This window comes from Rhodopseudomonas sp. (assembly GCF_013377015.1).
Taxonomy (GTDB): Bacteria; Pseudomonadota; Alphaproteobacteria; order Rhizobiales; family Xanthobacteraceae; genus JARJEH01.
Map to the genome: position 1 here is coordinate 19813 of NZ_JACABA010000004.1, position 14261 is coordinate 34073.

General features: G+C 65.4%; 11 protein-coding genes. 10 read left to right on the forward strand and 1 reads right to left on the reverse strand.

The genetic code is table 11. The annotated features are described in order from the left end of the window. Window positions 1-37 precede the first annotated feature (37 nt). The 8 genes from HXX15_RS17460 to mutL all read left to right on the forward strand — a co-directional run bounded on the left by HXX15_RS17460 (window position 38) and on the right by mutL (window position 11384). The gene (locus HXX15_RS17460; protein ID WP_296517636.1) at window positions 38-1006 is read left to right on the forward strand and encodes a bifunctional riboflavin kinase/FAD synthetase; all 969 of its coding nucleotides are present in this window, start codon (window positions 38-40) and stop codon (window positions 1004-1006) included. A gap of 382 nt (window positions 1007-1388) precedes the next feature. Continuing rightward, complete coding sequence (ileS, locus tag HXX15_RS17465) at window positions 1389-4592, forward strand: isoleucine--tRNA ligase (protein WP_296517637.1); 3204 nt, start codon at window positions 1389-1391, stop codon at window positions 4590-4592. Window positions 4593-4774: 182 nt separating this feature from the next. Then, the gene (gene lspA, locus HXX15_RS17470; protein ID WP_296517638.1) at window positions 4775-5272 is read left to right on the forward strand and encodes a signal peptidase II; all 498 of its coding nucleotides are present in this window, start codon (window positions 4775-4777) and stop codon (window positions 5270-5272) included. Window positions 5273-5350: 78 nt separating this feature from the next. After that, window positions 5351-6073 (forward strand): hypothetical protein, encoded by a 723-nt coding sequence (locus HXX15_RS17475; RefSeq protein ID WP_296517639.1) that lies wholly within the window; start codon window positions 5351-5353, stop codon window positions 6071-6073. 77 nt (window positions 6074-6150) lie between these two features. After that, window positions 6151-7515 (forward strand): pitrilysin family protein, encoded by a 1365-nt coding sequence (locus HXX15_RS17480; protein ID WP_296517900.1) that lies wholly within the window; start codon window positions 6151-6153, stop codon window positions 7513-7515. Further along, window positions 7512-8879: a pitrilysin family protein gene (locus HXX15_RS17485; RefSeq protein WP_296517640.1), complete on the forward strand. Its 1368-nt coding sequence runs from the start codon at window positions 7512-7514 to the stop codon at window positions 8877-8879. Before HXX15_RS17480 ends, HXX15_RS17485 begins: the two co-directional genes overlap by 4 nt. Before the next feature lie 221 nt (window positions 8880-9100). Next, window positions 9101-9523 (forward strand): alternative ribosome rescue aminoacyl-tRNA hydrolase ArfB, encoded by a 423-nt coding sequence (gene arfB / locus HXX15_RS17490; protein WP_296517641.1) that lies wholly within the window; start codon window positions 9101-9103, stop codon window positions 9521-9523. 61 nt (window positions 9524-9584) lie between these two features. Further along, a complete protein-coding gene (gene mutL, locus HXX15_RS17495; RefSeq protein ID WP_296517642.1) occupies window positions 9585-11384 on the forward strand; it encodes a DNA mismatch repair endonuclease MutL in 1800 nt (599 codons plus the stop codon). Between the two features lie 187 nt (window positions 11385-11571). On the opposite strand, the gene HXX15_RS17500 is transcribed toward mutL, so the two are convergent. Next, the gene (locus HXX15_RS17500) at window positions 11572-12684 is read right to left on the reverse strand and encodes a branched-chain amino acid aminotransferase (RefSeq protein ID WP_296517643.1); all 1113 of its coding nucleotides are present in this window, start codon (window positions 12682-12684) and stop codon (window positions 11572-11574) included. A gap of 292 nt (window positions 12685-12976) precedes the next feature. Between HXX15_RS17500 and HXX15_RS17505 the strand changes: the two genes are divergently transcribed. Both HXX15_RS17505 and HXX15_RS17510 read left to right on the forward strand, forming a co-directional pair. Then, complete coding sequence (locus tag HXX15_RS17505; RefSeq protein WP_296517644.1) at window positions 12977-13534, forward strand: MarR family transcriptional regulator; 558 nt, start codon at window positions 12977-12979, stop codon at window positions 13532-13534. Beyond that, complete coding sequence (locus tag HXX15_RS17510; protein WP_296517645.1) at window positions 13531-14256, forward strand: response regulator transcription factor; 726 nt, start codon at window positions 13531-13533, stop codon at window positions 14254-14256. Before HXX15_RS17505 ends, HXX15_RS17510 begins: the two co-directional genes overlap by 4 nt. Window positions 14257-14261: the final 5 nt, after the last annotated feature.

The window sequence follows — 14261 nt, forward strand, 5'->3', positions numbered from 1 at the left end:
TCCGCTCCCACCTCAGAATGACCGATTGAATCCGACAATGACTGGCTTTGCCGTTATCCGCGACACCACCCCCGCGTCCGCGATCCCGAAGGGAGCGGTGGTGGCGATGGGCAATTTCGACGGCGTCCATCTCGGCCACCGCGCGGTGATCGCGGCCTGCAAGGAGATGGCGCGGATCCGCCGCGCTCCGGCCTTCGCGGTGACGTTCGAGCCGCATCCGCGCAGCTTTTTCAGCCCCAACACGCCGCAGTTCCGGCTCACCGACGAGGCCGGCAAGCTGCGGCTGCTGGCCGGGACCGGCCTAGACGGTGCCGTGATACTGACGTTCGACGCCGCGCGCGCCGCCACCACGGCGCATGATTTCATTCGCCAGGAACTGATCGAGCGGCTCGGCGTCCAGGGCATTGCGATCGGTTATGATTTTCATTTCGGCAAGGGCAGGGGCGGCTCGCCGAGCATGCTGGTCGGCGAGGCGCCGGCGCTCGGCATCGAAGTCGACGTCCAGCCGCATATCGATTTCGGCGACCACCCGGTGTCCTCCAGCGCAATCCGCGCCGCGCTGACCGCCGGCCACATCGCCGCCGCCACCGAGATGCTGGGCGGGCCGTGGTTCATCACCGGCGAGGTGATCCATGGCGAGAAGCGCGGCCGCGAACTCGGCTATCCCACCGCCAATTTCCGGCTGCACCAGACCTGCGGGCTGAAGCACGGCATCTATGCGGTGCGGGTCGGCCGTGCCGGCAAGCATTTCGACGGCGTCGCCAATTTCGGCCGCCGCCCGACCTTCGACAACGGCGCGCCGCTGCTGGAAGTATTCCTGTTCGACTTCAAGGCCGATCTCTACGGCGAAAAGCTCGACGTCGCCTTCATCGCCCACATCCGCGACGAGGAGAAGTTCGAAAGCGCCGAGGCGCTGGTGCGCCAGATGGACGACGACAGCGCCCGCGCCCGCGCCGCTTTGGCCGCCGACCACGGCGCGTTCCCGGTGCTGGGCAAGGTCGGGTGACCAAACCAGGGATGCCGTCATTCCGGGGCGCGAGCAGCGTCAGCTGCGAGCGAACCCGGAATCTCGCAGCAACACGCAGCGTCTCCCTCGCCGCAAGATTCCGGGCTCACTCGCCCTTCGGGCTCGCGCCCCGGAATGACGGCGGTCTTGGTGCCGCGTCCCGGAAGCGCAATCGGAAACGTCATAAGGATGACGGCCGCCGGCGCGGTGGGGCTTTGCGATCCGGCGACTGCCTGCTATTGAGGGCTCATGTCTGCGCGGCGCACCAGCATCAGCATTAGCGTCCCGGCTTCCGCCTGAGCTTACCGTTCGGCGCAAGACCGGGACCGTTTCAGTTTCATCGCGATCGATCGCGTTCCGCGCCTCTTGACCCAGAGACTCCATGTCCGAAACACCCGAGAAGACCGACGCCGCCAAGGCTGACAGCAAGGCCGGCAACGATTATTCCAAGACCCTGTTCCTGCCGCAGACCGAGTTTCCGATGCGCGCCGGGCTGCCGCAGCGCGAGCCCGAGATGCTGAAGCGCTGGGAGGAAATCGACCTCTACGGCCAGCTGCGGCAGAGCGCGAAAGGCCGCGCCAAATTCGTGCTGCATGACGGCCCGCCCTACGCCAACGGCAACATCCATATCGGCCACGCGCTGAACAAGATCCTCAAGGACGTGGTGACCAAGAGCCAGCAGATGCTGGGCTTCGATTCCAACTACGTGCCGGGCTGGGATTGCCATGGCCTGCCGATCGAATGGAAGATCGAGGAGGAGAACTACCGCTCCAAGGGCAAGCCGAAGCCGAACTTCAAGGATAGCGCCGCGATGGTGGCGTTCCGCAAGGAGTGCCGAGCCTATGCGACGAAGTGGCTGAACGTGCAGCGCGACGAGTTCAAGCGGCTCGGCATCGTCGGCGACTGGGCGCATCCCTACGCCACGATGGACTATTTCGCCGAAGCCCAGATCGCCCGCGAGCTGATGAAATTCGCCGCCAACGGCACGCTGTATCGCGGCTCCAAGCCGGTGATGTGGAGCGTGGTCGAAAAGACTGCGCTGGCCGAAGCCGAGGTGGAGTACGAGGATTACACCTCGGATACGGTTTGGGTGAAGTTTCCAATAACCAGCTTTGATCCGACAGTTCAGACGCAGCTTGGCAGGAGCGCCAATTCGGGGAGTGACAATCAAGTCGGCGATCTGGATGGAGCCTCGATACTAATCTGGACGACCACGCCTTGGACGCTGCCTGGAAATCGCGCGATCAGTTACTCTTCGAAAATTGAATATGAACTCTGCACCGTAACTCAACCGCAGCCCGGGGTAAGTAGTTGGGCAAAGCCCGGAGATAGGTTCATTTTGGCCAAACGGCTAAGAACGGATATTATGACGCCTGCGAGAATTGAAGGTCTTTGGACTGAGCGAGATGTATCAGCCGAAGAACTTTCTAGGATTGTCTGTGCTCATCCTCTTAGAGCGCTAGGATACGATTTCAAAGTCCCCCTGCTCGACGGCGAGCATGTCGACGACTCCACCGGCACCGGCTTCGTCCACACCGCGCCGGGTCACGGCCGGGAGGACTTTGATATCTGGATGCAGAATGCACGCGCTCTCGAGGCGCGCGGCATCTCCTCCACGATTCCCTACACCGTCGATGAAAACGGCGCATTCACCGAGCAGGCGCCAGGTTTCGTCGGCAAGCGCGTGATCAACGATAAGGGCGAGAAGGGCGACGCCAACGAGGCGGTGATCAAGGCCTTGATCGATGCCGGCATGCTGCTGGCGCGCTCGCGGTTGAAGCATCAGTACCCGCATTCCTGGCGCTCGAAGAAGCCGGTGATCTATCGCAACACGCCGCAATGGTTCATCGCGATGGACAAGGACATCGCGGATCCTTCACCTCTCCCATTGGGAGAGGTCGGCGCGCGCAGCGCGCCGGGTGAGGGGTTACAAATTCAAGATTCCGGCGCGCCCCCTCACCCGACCCCTGCGGGGTCGACCTCTCCCCGGAGGGGAGAGGTGAAGGAAGGCGATACGCTGCGCGCCCGCGCGCTGGCCGCGATCTCCGTCACCCAATGGGTGCCGCCCGCCGGGCAGAACCGCATCACCGGCATGATCGCCGGCCGGCCCGACTGGGTGATCTCACGGCAGCGCGCCTGGGGCGTGCCGATCGCGGTGTTCGTGCGTGAGAAGGGCGACGGCTCCGCCGAAATTCTGGTCGATGACGCCGTCAACAAGCGGATCGCCGATGCGTTCGAGAGCGAAGGCGCCGACGCCTGGTACGAGGACGGCGCGCGCGAGAGGTTCCTCGGCTCGCGCGGCAACGAGGAATGGAAGAAGGTCGACGACATCTGCGACGTCTGGTTCGATTCCGGCTCCACCCACGCCTTCGTGCTGGAAGACCCGGTTCATTTCCCCGGCCTCGCCGGCATCCGGCGCAAGGTCGATGGCGGCGCCGACACCGTGATGTATCTCGAAGGCAGCGATCAGCATCGCGGCTGGTTTCATTCCTCGCTGCTGGAAAGCTGCGGCACCCGCGGCCGCGCGCCCTACGACGTGGTGCTGACCCACGGCTTCACGCTCGACGAGAGCGGCCGCAAGATGTCGAAATCGCTCGGCAACACCGTCGAGCCGCAGAAGGTGATTGCGTCCTCCGGCGCCGACATCCTGCGGCTGTGGGTCTGCGCTACCGACTACGCTGACGACCAGCGCATCGGCCCCGAAATCCTCAAGAACACGGTGGAGACCTATCGCAAGCTTCGTAACTCGATGCGATGGATGCTGGGCACGCTGCATCACTTCAAGCGCGAGGACGCGGTGCCGTTCGCGCAGATGCCGGAGCTGGAGCGCTTGATGCTGCATCAGCTGGCCGAGCAGGGCGCCATCGTGCGCACCGCTTACGCCGAGTTCGACTACAAGACCGTGGTGTCGTCGCTGTCGGCGTTCATGAATACCGAGCTGTCGGCGTTCTACTTCGATATCCGCAAGGACACGCTGTATTGCGATCCGCCGTCGTCGCTGGCCCGCAAGGCGGCGCTGACCGCGATCGACATCATCTGCGATGCGATCCTGAAATGGCTGGCGCCGGTGCTGTCGTTCACCGCCGAGGAGGCGTGGCAGCTGTACCGGCCCGACGCCGAGCCGAGCGTGCATCTGACGCTGTTCCCGCTCGGGCTCGATCAGTTCAAAGACGATGCGCTGGAGACCAAGTGGCGGGTGATCCGGGCGATCCGCAAGGTCGTCACCGGCGCGCTGGAGGTTGAGCGCGCGGGCAAGCGGATCGGCTCCTCGCTGGAAGCCTCGCCGATGATCTATCTGCCCGAGCAGATCATGGAAGGGCTGTACGAGGTCGACTGGGCCGAGATCTGCATCACCTCGAACGCCATGGTCACCCTGCTGCGCGGCAACGACACGCCGCCGGCGGATGCCTTCCGGCTCCCTGAACTGGCCGACGTCGCCGTGGTGGTGGAGCGCGCCGTGGGTACCAAGTGCGCGCGGTCGTGGAAGATCGCCTCCGACATCGGCGCCGACCCGGACTATCCCGACGTCTCGCCGCGCGACGCGAAGGCGCTGCGCGAATGGAAGGCGCTGGGGGTGGCGGCCTAGGAACTCTCGTCGTCCCCGCGAAGGCGGGGACCCATAACCCCTGGCGCCCAGGTTTGTTGGTGAAGCCCCATGACTGACGCCTTGCCTGAACTGAACCGCTACGGCGTATGGGTCCCCGCCTTCGCGGGGACGACGCCTCGTTGTGTTGACGCGCCGTTCGGCCGCTTCGGATGTTTAGCGCCATGAGCCCCCATCTCCGCCTCGGCCTGATCGCCGCCACCGCTGTGCTGATCCTCGACCAGGCGTCGAAACTCTGGCTGCTGTTCGTGTTCGAGATCGGCCGCCGCGGCGCGCTCGCCGTGGCGCCGTTCTTCGATCTGGTGCTGACCTTGAATACCGGCATCAGCTACGGCTGGTTTGCCGACCAGGGGCCGACCGGGCAGGCGATCATGCTCGCGGTCAAGGCGGTTGCGGTGGTCGCGCTGGCGATCTGGATGGCGCGATCGCACACCAGGACCGCGACGGTCGGGCTCGGACTGATCATCGGCGGCGCGATCGGCAACGCCATCGACCGTCTCGCCTATGGCGCGGTGGTCGATTTCGCCCTGTTTCACCTCCAGATCGGTGGCAAGACCTTCAATTGGTACGTCTTTAACCTTGCCGACGTGGCCATCGTTGTCGGAGTGGCGGCGCTGTTGTATGACTCTTTCGTAGGCTACCCCGCCGCAAAAGCGCCCTGATCCCGGCTGATACGATCGGGTCGGCCCGGCGCTGCCCGATACCTGCGGCCTGGCAGAGATTTGAACAGGATCAAAGCGATGCGCGAGACTGAAACCGCTGCTTGGGTTTTGTATCCTTCAGCCAAGATGTTGATGCGCGGGCTGCGTCTCGCCGCCGTGATGGCCGGCGTCGGTCTGGTGATGGCGTCGGGGGTGGCCTGGGCCGAAGACCCCGAAGAAGACGATTCCACCTTCGAGGAAAAGATCATCAAGAACATCATGAGCGGGATTGGCGGAACCAATATGGAGAATCGCGGCATTACCTACCGCGAACGGTCTCCGCTGGTGGTGCCGCCGAAGCTCGAATTGCCGCCGCCTGAAGCCGGCAAGAGCGCGGCGAATACACCGCCGAACTGGCCGGTGGACCCGGACGTCGCCGAGCGCAAGCGTCAGCGCGAACTCAACAAGAAAAAGGTTACCGGACTTGAAGGCGCCCGCCCGCTGACGCCGAGCGAACTTGCCGTCGGCAAGACCAAGCCGGGCTCGACGCCGACCGAATCCCTGACCCCGGGCAACAGCGCCACCAGCCCGGTGCTGAGCCCGTCGCAACTCGGCTACAATGGCGGCCTGTTCAGCACCATGTTCGGTGGCAACAAGGCCGAGACCGCGCCGTTCACCGGTGAGCCGACGCGGGAAACGCTGGTCCAGCCGCCGTCCGGCTATCAGACCCCGTCGCCGAATTATGCCTACGGCACCGGGCCCAAGGAATCGCTGAACAACAAGCGCTTCGACATCATGACGGGCAAAGAGACCGGCAATTGAGCGCCTCATCCGTCGGCGTTCTGCCTGTACTGTCCGCCGTGGTTCGCCACACCAATCCCCCGCAACGTCCCGCTCGGTTGATCGCGGCTTTGGCGCTGTGCCTCGCGACTGCTTTGCTGCCGCGCGTGGCAATGGCTCAGACCGTGACCTCGGCGCCGCCGGCAACTTTCTCGCTGGCCAACGGGCTGAAGGTGGTGGTGATCCCGGATCACCGCACCCCGGTGGTGACGCAGATGATCTGGTACAAGGTCGGCTCCGCCGATGAGACCCCGGGCAAGTCGGGGCTGGCGCATTTTCTCGAACATCTGATGTTCAAGGGCACCGCCAAGCACCCGGCCGGCGAGTTCTCGCAGACCGTGCTGAAGATCGGCGGCAACGAGAACGCCTTCACCTCGACCGACTACACCGGCTACTACCAGCGCGTGACGCGCGAGCATCTCGACAAGATGATGGAGCTGGAAGCCGACCGCATGACCGGGCTGGTGCTCAAGGACGAGAACGTGCTGCCCGAGCGCGACGTCGTGCTCGAGGAGTTCAACATGCGGGTCGCCAACAATCCGGATGCCCGGCTGACCGAGCAGATCATGGCGGCGCTGTACCTCAATCATCCTTATGGCCGGCCGGTGATCGGCTGGCATCAGGAGATCGAAAAACTCGACCGCGAGGACGCGCTCGCGTTCTACCGGCGGTTCTACGCGCCGAACAATGCGACGCTGGTGATCGCCGGCGATGTCGAGGCCGATGACATCCGTCCCGCGGTCGAACGCTTCTACGGCGCGGTGCCGCCGCAGCCTTTGATTCCGCCGCAGCGGATACGGCCACAGGAGCCGACCCCGGCCGGTCCCCGCACCGTGACGCTGGCCGATCCGCGGGTCGAGCAGACCGGCGTGCGGCGCTACTATCTCGTTCCGTCCGCCACCACCGCGGCGAAGGGTGAGAGCCCGGCGCTGGAAGTGCTGGCGCAGCTGATGGGCAGCGGCGCCAATTCCTATCTCTACAAGGCGCTGGTGATCGACAAGCCGCTCGCGGTCAGCGCCGGCGCATCGTATCAAGGGACGTCGCTCGACGACACCCAGTTCCTGATTTCGGTGTCGCCGAAGCCCGGCGTCGAATTCGCCGCGGTCGAGCAGGTGATCGACAACGTCATCGCCGATGTTGCACGCAACGCGGTTCGCGCCGAGGATCTGGAGCGGGTCAAGACCCAGCTGATCGCGGAAGCGATTTACGCCCAGGACAGTCAGGCGACTCTGGCGCGCTGGTATGGCGCGGCGCTCACCACCGGACTTAGCGTCGCGGACCTTCGCAGCTGGCCCGACCGGATTCGCGCCGTCACCTCCGATCAGGTTCGCGCCGTCGCGCAGGAATGGCTCGACAAGAATCGATCGGTCACCGGCTATCTGATCAAGGGTCCGCCGCCGAAGCGCGAGGAGAAGCGTTCGTGAGTCTCGAACTGCGTGACGTCCGGCGGATCGCGCTGGCTTTGAGCGTCGCGCTGGCGGCGCTGCTGCCGGTGCCATCCTTCGCCGCGGCGAAGATCCAGCGTCTGGTCAGCCCGGGCGGCATCGAGGCCTGGTTCGTGCAGGACGCCACCGTGCCGCTGATCGCGATGCAATATTCGTTCGACGGCGGCGCCAGCCAGGACCCCGCCGACAGACCGGGCGTCGGCCACATGGTGGCCAATCTGCTCGACGAGGGCTCGGGCGACCTGAATTCGGCGACGTTCCACGAGCGGCTCGATCGCCGCGCCATCGAATTGTCGTTCAGCGTGACGCGGGATTACTTCCGCGGTTCGCTGCGGATGCTGACGGAAAACCGCGACGAAGCGTTCGGCCTGTTGCGCGGCGCGCTGACCGAGCCGCGCTTCGAAGCCGTCGACATCGAGCGGATCCGCGCTCAGATCATGTCGACGCTGCGCCGCGAATCCTCCACCCCGGCATCGATTGCCAACCGCAAGTTTCTTGAAGCCGCGTTCGGCGATCATCCCTATGGCAGGCCGGCCACCGGCGCGCTGGAAAGCATCCCGAGGATCGATCTTGCGGATATGAAAAACTATGTCGGCCGCGTGCTGGCGAAGGATACGCTGAAGATCGCCGTGGTCGGCGACGTCGATGCCGCGACGCTCGGCAAATTGCTCGACCAGACCTTCGGCGGTCTGCCGGCCAAGGCCAAGCTCACGCCGGTTGCCGAGGTCATCGCGGCGAAGCCGCCGCAGCAATTCTTCATTCCGCTCGATGTGCCGCAGACCGTGGTGACGTTCGGCGGCCCCGGCTTCAAGCGCAATGATCCGGACTTCATGGCCGGCTATGTGGTCAATCACATTCTCGGCGGTGGGTCGCTGTCGTCGCGGCTGTATCACGAAGTTCGCGAGAAGCGCGGGCTGGCCTATTCGGTCTACGAGTCGCTGCTGTGGATGGAGCATTCCGCGGTGGTCATCGGCAATACCGGCACCCGCGCCGACCGCGCCGTGGAGACCGTCGATGCGGTCAACGCGGAAGTGAAGCGGATCGCCGACGAGGGCCCGACCCAGCAGGAGCTCGACGAAGCCAAGTCGTACCTGAAGGGCTCGCAGATGCTGTCGCTGGACACCTCGTCGAACCTGGCGCAAGCGCTGCTGCAATACCAGAACGACCGGCTGCCGATCGACTACATCGAGAAACGCAACGGCATCGTCGATGCGGTGACGCTGGACGATGCCAAACGCGCCGCCAGGCGGCTGTGGTCCGATGGCCTGTTGACCGTGGTGGTCGGCCGCGCCCCGCAGGCCGTGGCGCAGCCGGCGGCGGCGAAACCGCCCGCGGCGAATTAGCATCCAGAAGAACTGACTCTCCGCCGTCATTCCGGGGCGCGAGCAGCTTCGCTGCGAGCGAACCCGGAATCTCGCTTAAGCGCTCTGCCTTGCCGCAGGATTCCGGGTTCGCTCGCCCAACGGGCTCGCGCCCCGGAATGACTGCTTCATACGGTCGCCGCCTTGCCGCGCCTCGCGAAGGATGTGCTACAGATCCGGCCGAACCCCCGCCCCGGTGCCCCATGCTGCGGATTGCCCGCGATCTCTTCATCGACGAAGACAAAGACATCGAGATCAGTTTCGTGCGCGCCTCCGGGCCGGGCGGGCAGAACGTCAATAAGCTCTCGACCGCCGCCCAGCTGCGCTTCGACACCAGGCGGATCGTCTTGCCGCCGGATGCGGAGATTCGCCTGGCGCGGCTGGCCGGCCAGCGCATGACCAAGGACGGCGTGATCGTGATCCACGCCCAGCGCTTCCGCACCCAGGAGCGCAACCGCGCCGACGCGATCGACCGATTGCTAGAATTGTTGCGCGAAGCGATGGTACGCCCGGTGCCGCGCCGCGCCACCAAGCCGACGCTGGGCTCGAAAAAACGCCGGCTCGAAGGCAAGAAGCGCCGCAGCGACGTCAAGGCCAAGCGCGGCGCCGGTGGATTCGACGACTGACGCTCTCCCGCCAGCAGACTAAAGCCCCTAGATTGGCGCTGTCATTCATCCCGAGTCGCCGATGCCCGTTCGCCAGCTGCCAGAGACCATCGTCAACCGTATCGCCGCCGGCGAGGTGGTGGAGCGGCCGGCCAGCGTGGTCAAGGAACTGGTGGAGAACGCGATCGACGCCGGCGCCAGCCGGATCGACATTTTCACCGATGGCGGCGGAAGGCGGCGGATCGGCATCACCGATGACGGCTCCGGCATGACCCGCGCCGATCTGGCGCTTTCGGTCGATCGCCATGCCACCTCGAAGCTCGACGACGAGGATCTGTTGCAGATCAAGACGCTCGGCTTTCGCGGCGAGGCGCTGCCGTCGATCGGGTCGGTGGCGCGGCTCTCGATCACCACGCGGCACGCCGGCGAGCCACATGCCTGGACCATGGGTGTCGAGGGCGGCGACAAATCGGCAATTCAGCCTGCGGCGCTCAGCCAGGGCACCCGCGTCGAGGTCAGCGATCTGTTCTACGCCACCCCGGCGCGGCTGAAATTCCTCAAGACCGACCGCACCGAGGCCGAGGCGATCCGCGAAGTGGTGCGGCGGCTGGCGATGGCGCGGCCCGATGTGGCCTTCTCATTGGCTGGTGAGGAGCGCGCACCGGTGACCTGGGCTGCTGCGCTGCCCGGTGCTGCGGGACGGCTGACTAGGCTCGGCGATATTCTCGGCGCTGATTTTCGCGCCTGCGCGATCGAAGTCCGCGCCGAGCGCGAAGGCGTGGTGGTGGAAGGCTTTGCCGCCGCGCCGTCGCTGACCCGCGCCAATGCGCTCGGGCAATATCTGTTCGTCAACGGCCGTCCGGTGCGCGACAAGCTGATCATCGGCGCGGTGCGGGCGGCTTACTCCGACTACCTGCCGCGCGACCGCCATCCGGTGGTGGCGCTGTTCGTCACGCTCGACAGCCGCGAGGTCGATGCCAATGTGCATCCGGCCAAGACCGAGGTGAGGTTTCGCAATGCCGGGCTGGTCCGGGCGCTGATCGTGCACGCGCTGAAGGAGGGGCTGGCGCGCGAAGGCCAGCGCACCGCGGCCAACGCCGGCGGCGCGACCATCTCGGCGTTTCGTCCGGCGTTCACGCCGCGCGCCAACTGGGACTGGCGCGCCTCGCCGTCCTATCCGGTCGGCGGGGCTGCGGCGTATCAGGTCGCGACCGGTTTCGCCGAACGCACGCAGGCCGGCTTCGACGTCGGCGCCCCCAGCGCCGATGTGCGGCCGCAGGAAGCATCGGCCGATCTGCTCGACCGCCCGCTCGGCGCGGCGCGCACGCAGATCCACGAGACCTATATCGTGTCGCAGACCCGCGACGGACTGATCGTGGTCGATCAGCACGCCGCGCATGAGCGCATCGTCTATGAAAAGCTGAAGGCGTCGCTGGCGCAGAACGGCGTGCAGCGGCAGATCCTGCTGATCCCCGAGATCGTCGAACTCGACGAGGCGACGGTGGAGCAGCTGACGTCGCGCGCCGACGAACTGGCTAAATTCGGCCTCGTCGTGGAATCCTTCGGCCCCGGCGCGGTTGCGGTGCGCGAGACGCCATCGCTGCTGGGCAAGATCAACGCTGCTGCGCTATTGCGCGATCTCGCCGAGCACATGGCGGAATGGGACGAGGCGTTGCCGCTGGAACGCCGGCTGATGCATGTCGCCGCCACCATGGCGTGCCACGGTTCGGTCCGCGCCGGCCGGATTCTGAAGCCCGAGGAAATGAACGCGCTGCTGCGCGAGATGGAAGCGACGCCGAATTCCGGCCAGTGCAACCACGGTCGCCCGACCTATGTCGAACTGACGCTGGCCGATATCGAGAAGCTGTTCGGGAGAAGGTGAGGGCGCTTCAAGTTGGATCGATGCGCCAGTTACCAAGAGAGGCCGTCATTCCGGGGCGCGAGCCCGTCTCGGGCGAGCGAACCCGGAATCTTGCGACAGGCTGTAGCCTGTCGTGTGGAGCGAGATTCCGGGTTCGCTCGCAGCTTTCGCTGCTCGCGCCCCGGAATGACGCCGGAACCGCCGCGGATCAGAACACTGTTCTGATCCAGCCATGCGGATCGGGCGCGCGGCCGTACTGGATATCGACCAGTTGCTTGCGCAGTCCCATCGCGACCGGGCCGGCGACGCCGCCGTTGATGAGAAAATCGCCGCTCGCCGAACACACCTTGCCGATCGGCGAAATCACCGCCGCGGTGCCGCAGGCGAACGCCTCTTTCAACTTGCCGCTGGCGGCATCAGTTCGCCACTGCTGGATCGTGTAGGGCTCTTCGCGCACGGTGGTGCCGGCATCCCTGGCCAGCGCGATGATGGAATCGCGGGTGATGCCGGGCAGGATGGTGCCGAGCGGCGGCGTCAGCAATGAGCCGTCGTCGAACGCGAAGAACACGTTCATGCCGCCGAGCTCCTCGATGTAGCGGCGCTCCAGCGCATCGAGGAACACCACCTGATCGCAGCCGTGATCGATCGCCTCGGCCTGCGCGCGCAACGAGGCGGCGTAGTTGCCGCCGCATTTGACCGCGCCGGTGCCGCCGACCGCGGCGCGGGTGTAGTTCTCCGACACCCAGATCGACACCGGCGCCGGTCCACCCTTGAAATAGGACCCGACCGGCGAGGCGATCACCGCGAAGATGTAGTTCGCCGAAGGCTTGACGCCGAGGAAGATCTCGCTGGCGATCATGAACGGCCGCAGATACAGGCTGCCTTCGCCGCCCGGAATCCAGTCGCGGTCGATCCGCACCAGTTGCTCGACCGCTTCGATGAACACGGCCTCGGGCAGCGGCGCCATCGCCATGCGCTCGGCCGAATTGCGGAACCGCCGCGCATTGGCGTCGGGGCGGAACAGATTCACGCCGCCGTCGTCGCGCTGGTAGGCCTTCAGGCCCTCGAAAATCTCCTGCGCATAGTGCAGCACCGCGGTGGCCGGATCGAGCGGGAAATTCGCGCGGGATTCGACGCGTGCGTCATGCCAGCCCTTGGCTTGATCGTAACGGACGATCGCCATGTGATCGGTGAAAATCCGGCCGAAGCCCGGGTCCACCAGCCGTGCTGCGCGATCCTTCTCGGGAACGGGATTTGGCGCAGGCTGGTTTTCAAATGTCAGCCAGATCGAGCCGTCGACCTTGTCGAACGAAACTCCCATGGACTTAATCTCCTGGATCGGCGGGCGCCGCGCCCCGCGCGGTGGCCGTTTGGTTACATTCAAGTCCGGGCCGTTGCCAGCCGGCATTCAGTTCAATTCCCGATCAGGTCGGGAGACGGGCTTTTGCGGAACGCGCGAAGTCCGGTATGTTTGGCGAGGTCGCCCGAAATAGTCGCACGCGGGCCGCCGCATGGCATCTTTATCGGGCCGGTCAGGCCAGGGTCGCAAGCGAAATGGTCGAATATTTCGTCTGGACCGGTGGTTTTGTAACATAAAGACCAGATATGTCAATATGACTGACATAAACTTCAAAGATCGATCGTCCGGGCCGTTGGCGGCCGCGGCGGAACCACCGGCCGAACCCGGCGCCGCGACGCCGCGCTGGGACATCATCGAGCTGTTGTTTTTCGCTTATCGGGACTTTGTCGGCGACGCCGACCATGTGCTGGAGGCGTTCGGGTTCGGCCGCGCGCATCACAGGGTGATCCACTTCGTCCACCGCTATCCGGGGCTGAAGGTCGCCGACTTGCTCGACGTGCTGCGCATCACCAAGCAGTCGCTCGGCCGGGTGCTGAAGCAGTTGCTGGACGAGGCCTATATCGTGCAGAAGGCCGGCGACAGCGATCGCCGGCAGCGCCTTCTTTTCGCCACCGCCAAGGGCGAGGCGCTAGTGGCCAAGCTCGCGGGTCTGCAGACCGACCGCATCAATCGCGCGCTGGCCGGGTTCGCGCCGGGCGAAGCCGAAGCAGTCGGACGGTTTCTGCGCGGCATGATCGATCGCGACGATCCGGACAAGGTGCTCGAGATCATCCTGCAGGCCGACGGTGCAAGCGCGAAGGATCGACGGTGACGCAATTTGCAGCAACGGCGAAAAAGCCGCCGCAACCGGCCGACGATGCGCCGCATCTGTTGCTGGTCGATGACGATCGCCGGATCAGGGATCTGCTGTCGCGGTTTCTCGCCGGCGAGGGTTATCGCGTCACCACCGCCAAGGATGCGCGTGATGCCCGCGCTAAGCTCAACGGGTTGAATTTCGATCTGTTGATCCTCGACGTGATGATGCCGGGCGAGTCCGGCTTCGATCTCGCTCGCGCGATCCGCACCGCATCGACGGTGCCGATCGTGATGCTGACCGCGCGCCACGAGGCCGAGGCGCGGATCGAGGGCCTGCAGATCGGCGCCGACGACTACGTCGCCAAGCCGTTCGAGCCGCGCGAACTCTTGCTGCGGATCGCCAATATTCTGAAGCGTACGGCGCCGGCGCCGGCACCCAAGCTGGAGTCGATCGCGTTCGGGCCTTACGTCTATCATCTGGAGCGCGGCGAGTTGCGCCAGGGCGAGGAGATCATTCATCTCACCGACCGCGAACGCGACATGCTGCGGGTGCTGGCGACGGCGCCCGGCGAGACGGTGCCGCGCGGGGCGCTGACCGGCGGCGGCGGCGGCGCCAACGAGCGCGCGGTCGACGTCCAGATCAACCGGCTGCGCCGCAAGATCGAGCACGATCCCGCCAATCCGTTGTTCCTGCAGGCGGTGCGCGGCATCGGCTATCGCCTCGTCGCGACGCCTTAGTCGCG

Excerpts from the sequence above, each read along its gene's own strand:
- lspA (WP_296517638.1), top strand. The coding sequence starts at position 4,775 with ATGAGCCCCCATCTCCGCCTCGGCCTGATCGCCGCCACCGCTGTGCTG.
- ileS (WP_296517637.1), top strand. The coding sequence starts at position 1,389 with ATGTCCGAAACACCCGAGAAGACCGACGCCGCCAAGGCTGACAGCAAG.
- HXX15_RS17475 (WP_296517639.1), top strand. The coding sequence starts at position 5,351 with ATGCGCGAGACTGAAACCGCTGCTTGGGTTTTGTATCCTTCAGCCAAG.
- mutL (WP_296517642.1), top strand. The coding sequence starts at position 9,585 with ATGCCCGTTCGCCAGCTGCCAGAGACCATCGTCAACCGTATCGCCGCC.
- HXX15_RS17460 (WP_296517636.1), top strand. The coding sequence starts at position 38 with ATGACTGGCTTTGCCGTTATCCGCGACACCACCCCCGCGTCCGCGATC.
- arfB (WP_296517641.1), top strand. The coding sequence starts at position 9,101 with ATGCTGCGGATTGCCCGCGATCTCTTCATCGACGAAGACAAAGACATC.
- HXX15_RS17500 (WP_296517643.1), bottom strand. The coding sequence starts at position 12,684 with ATGGGAGTTTCGTTCGACAAGGTCGACGGCTCGATCTGGCTGACATTT.
- HXX15_RS17505 (WP_296517644.1), top strand. The coding sequence starts at position 12,977 with ATGACTGACATAAACTTCAAAGATCGATCGTCCGGGCCGTTGGCGGCC.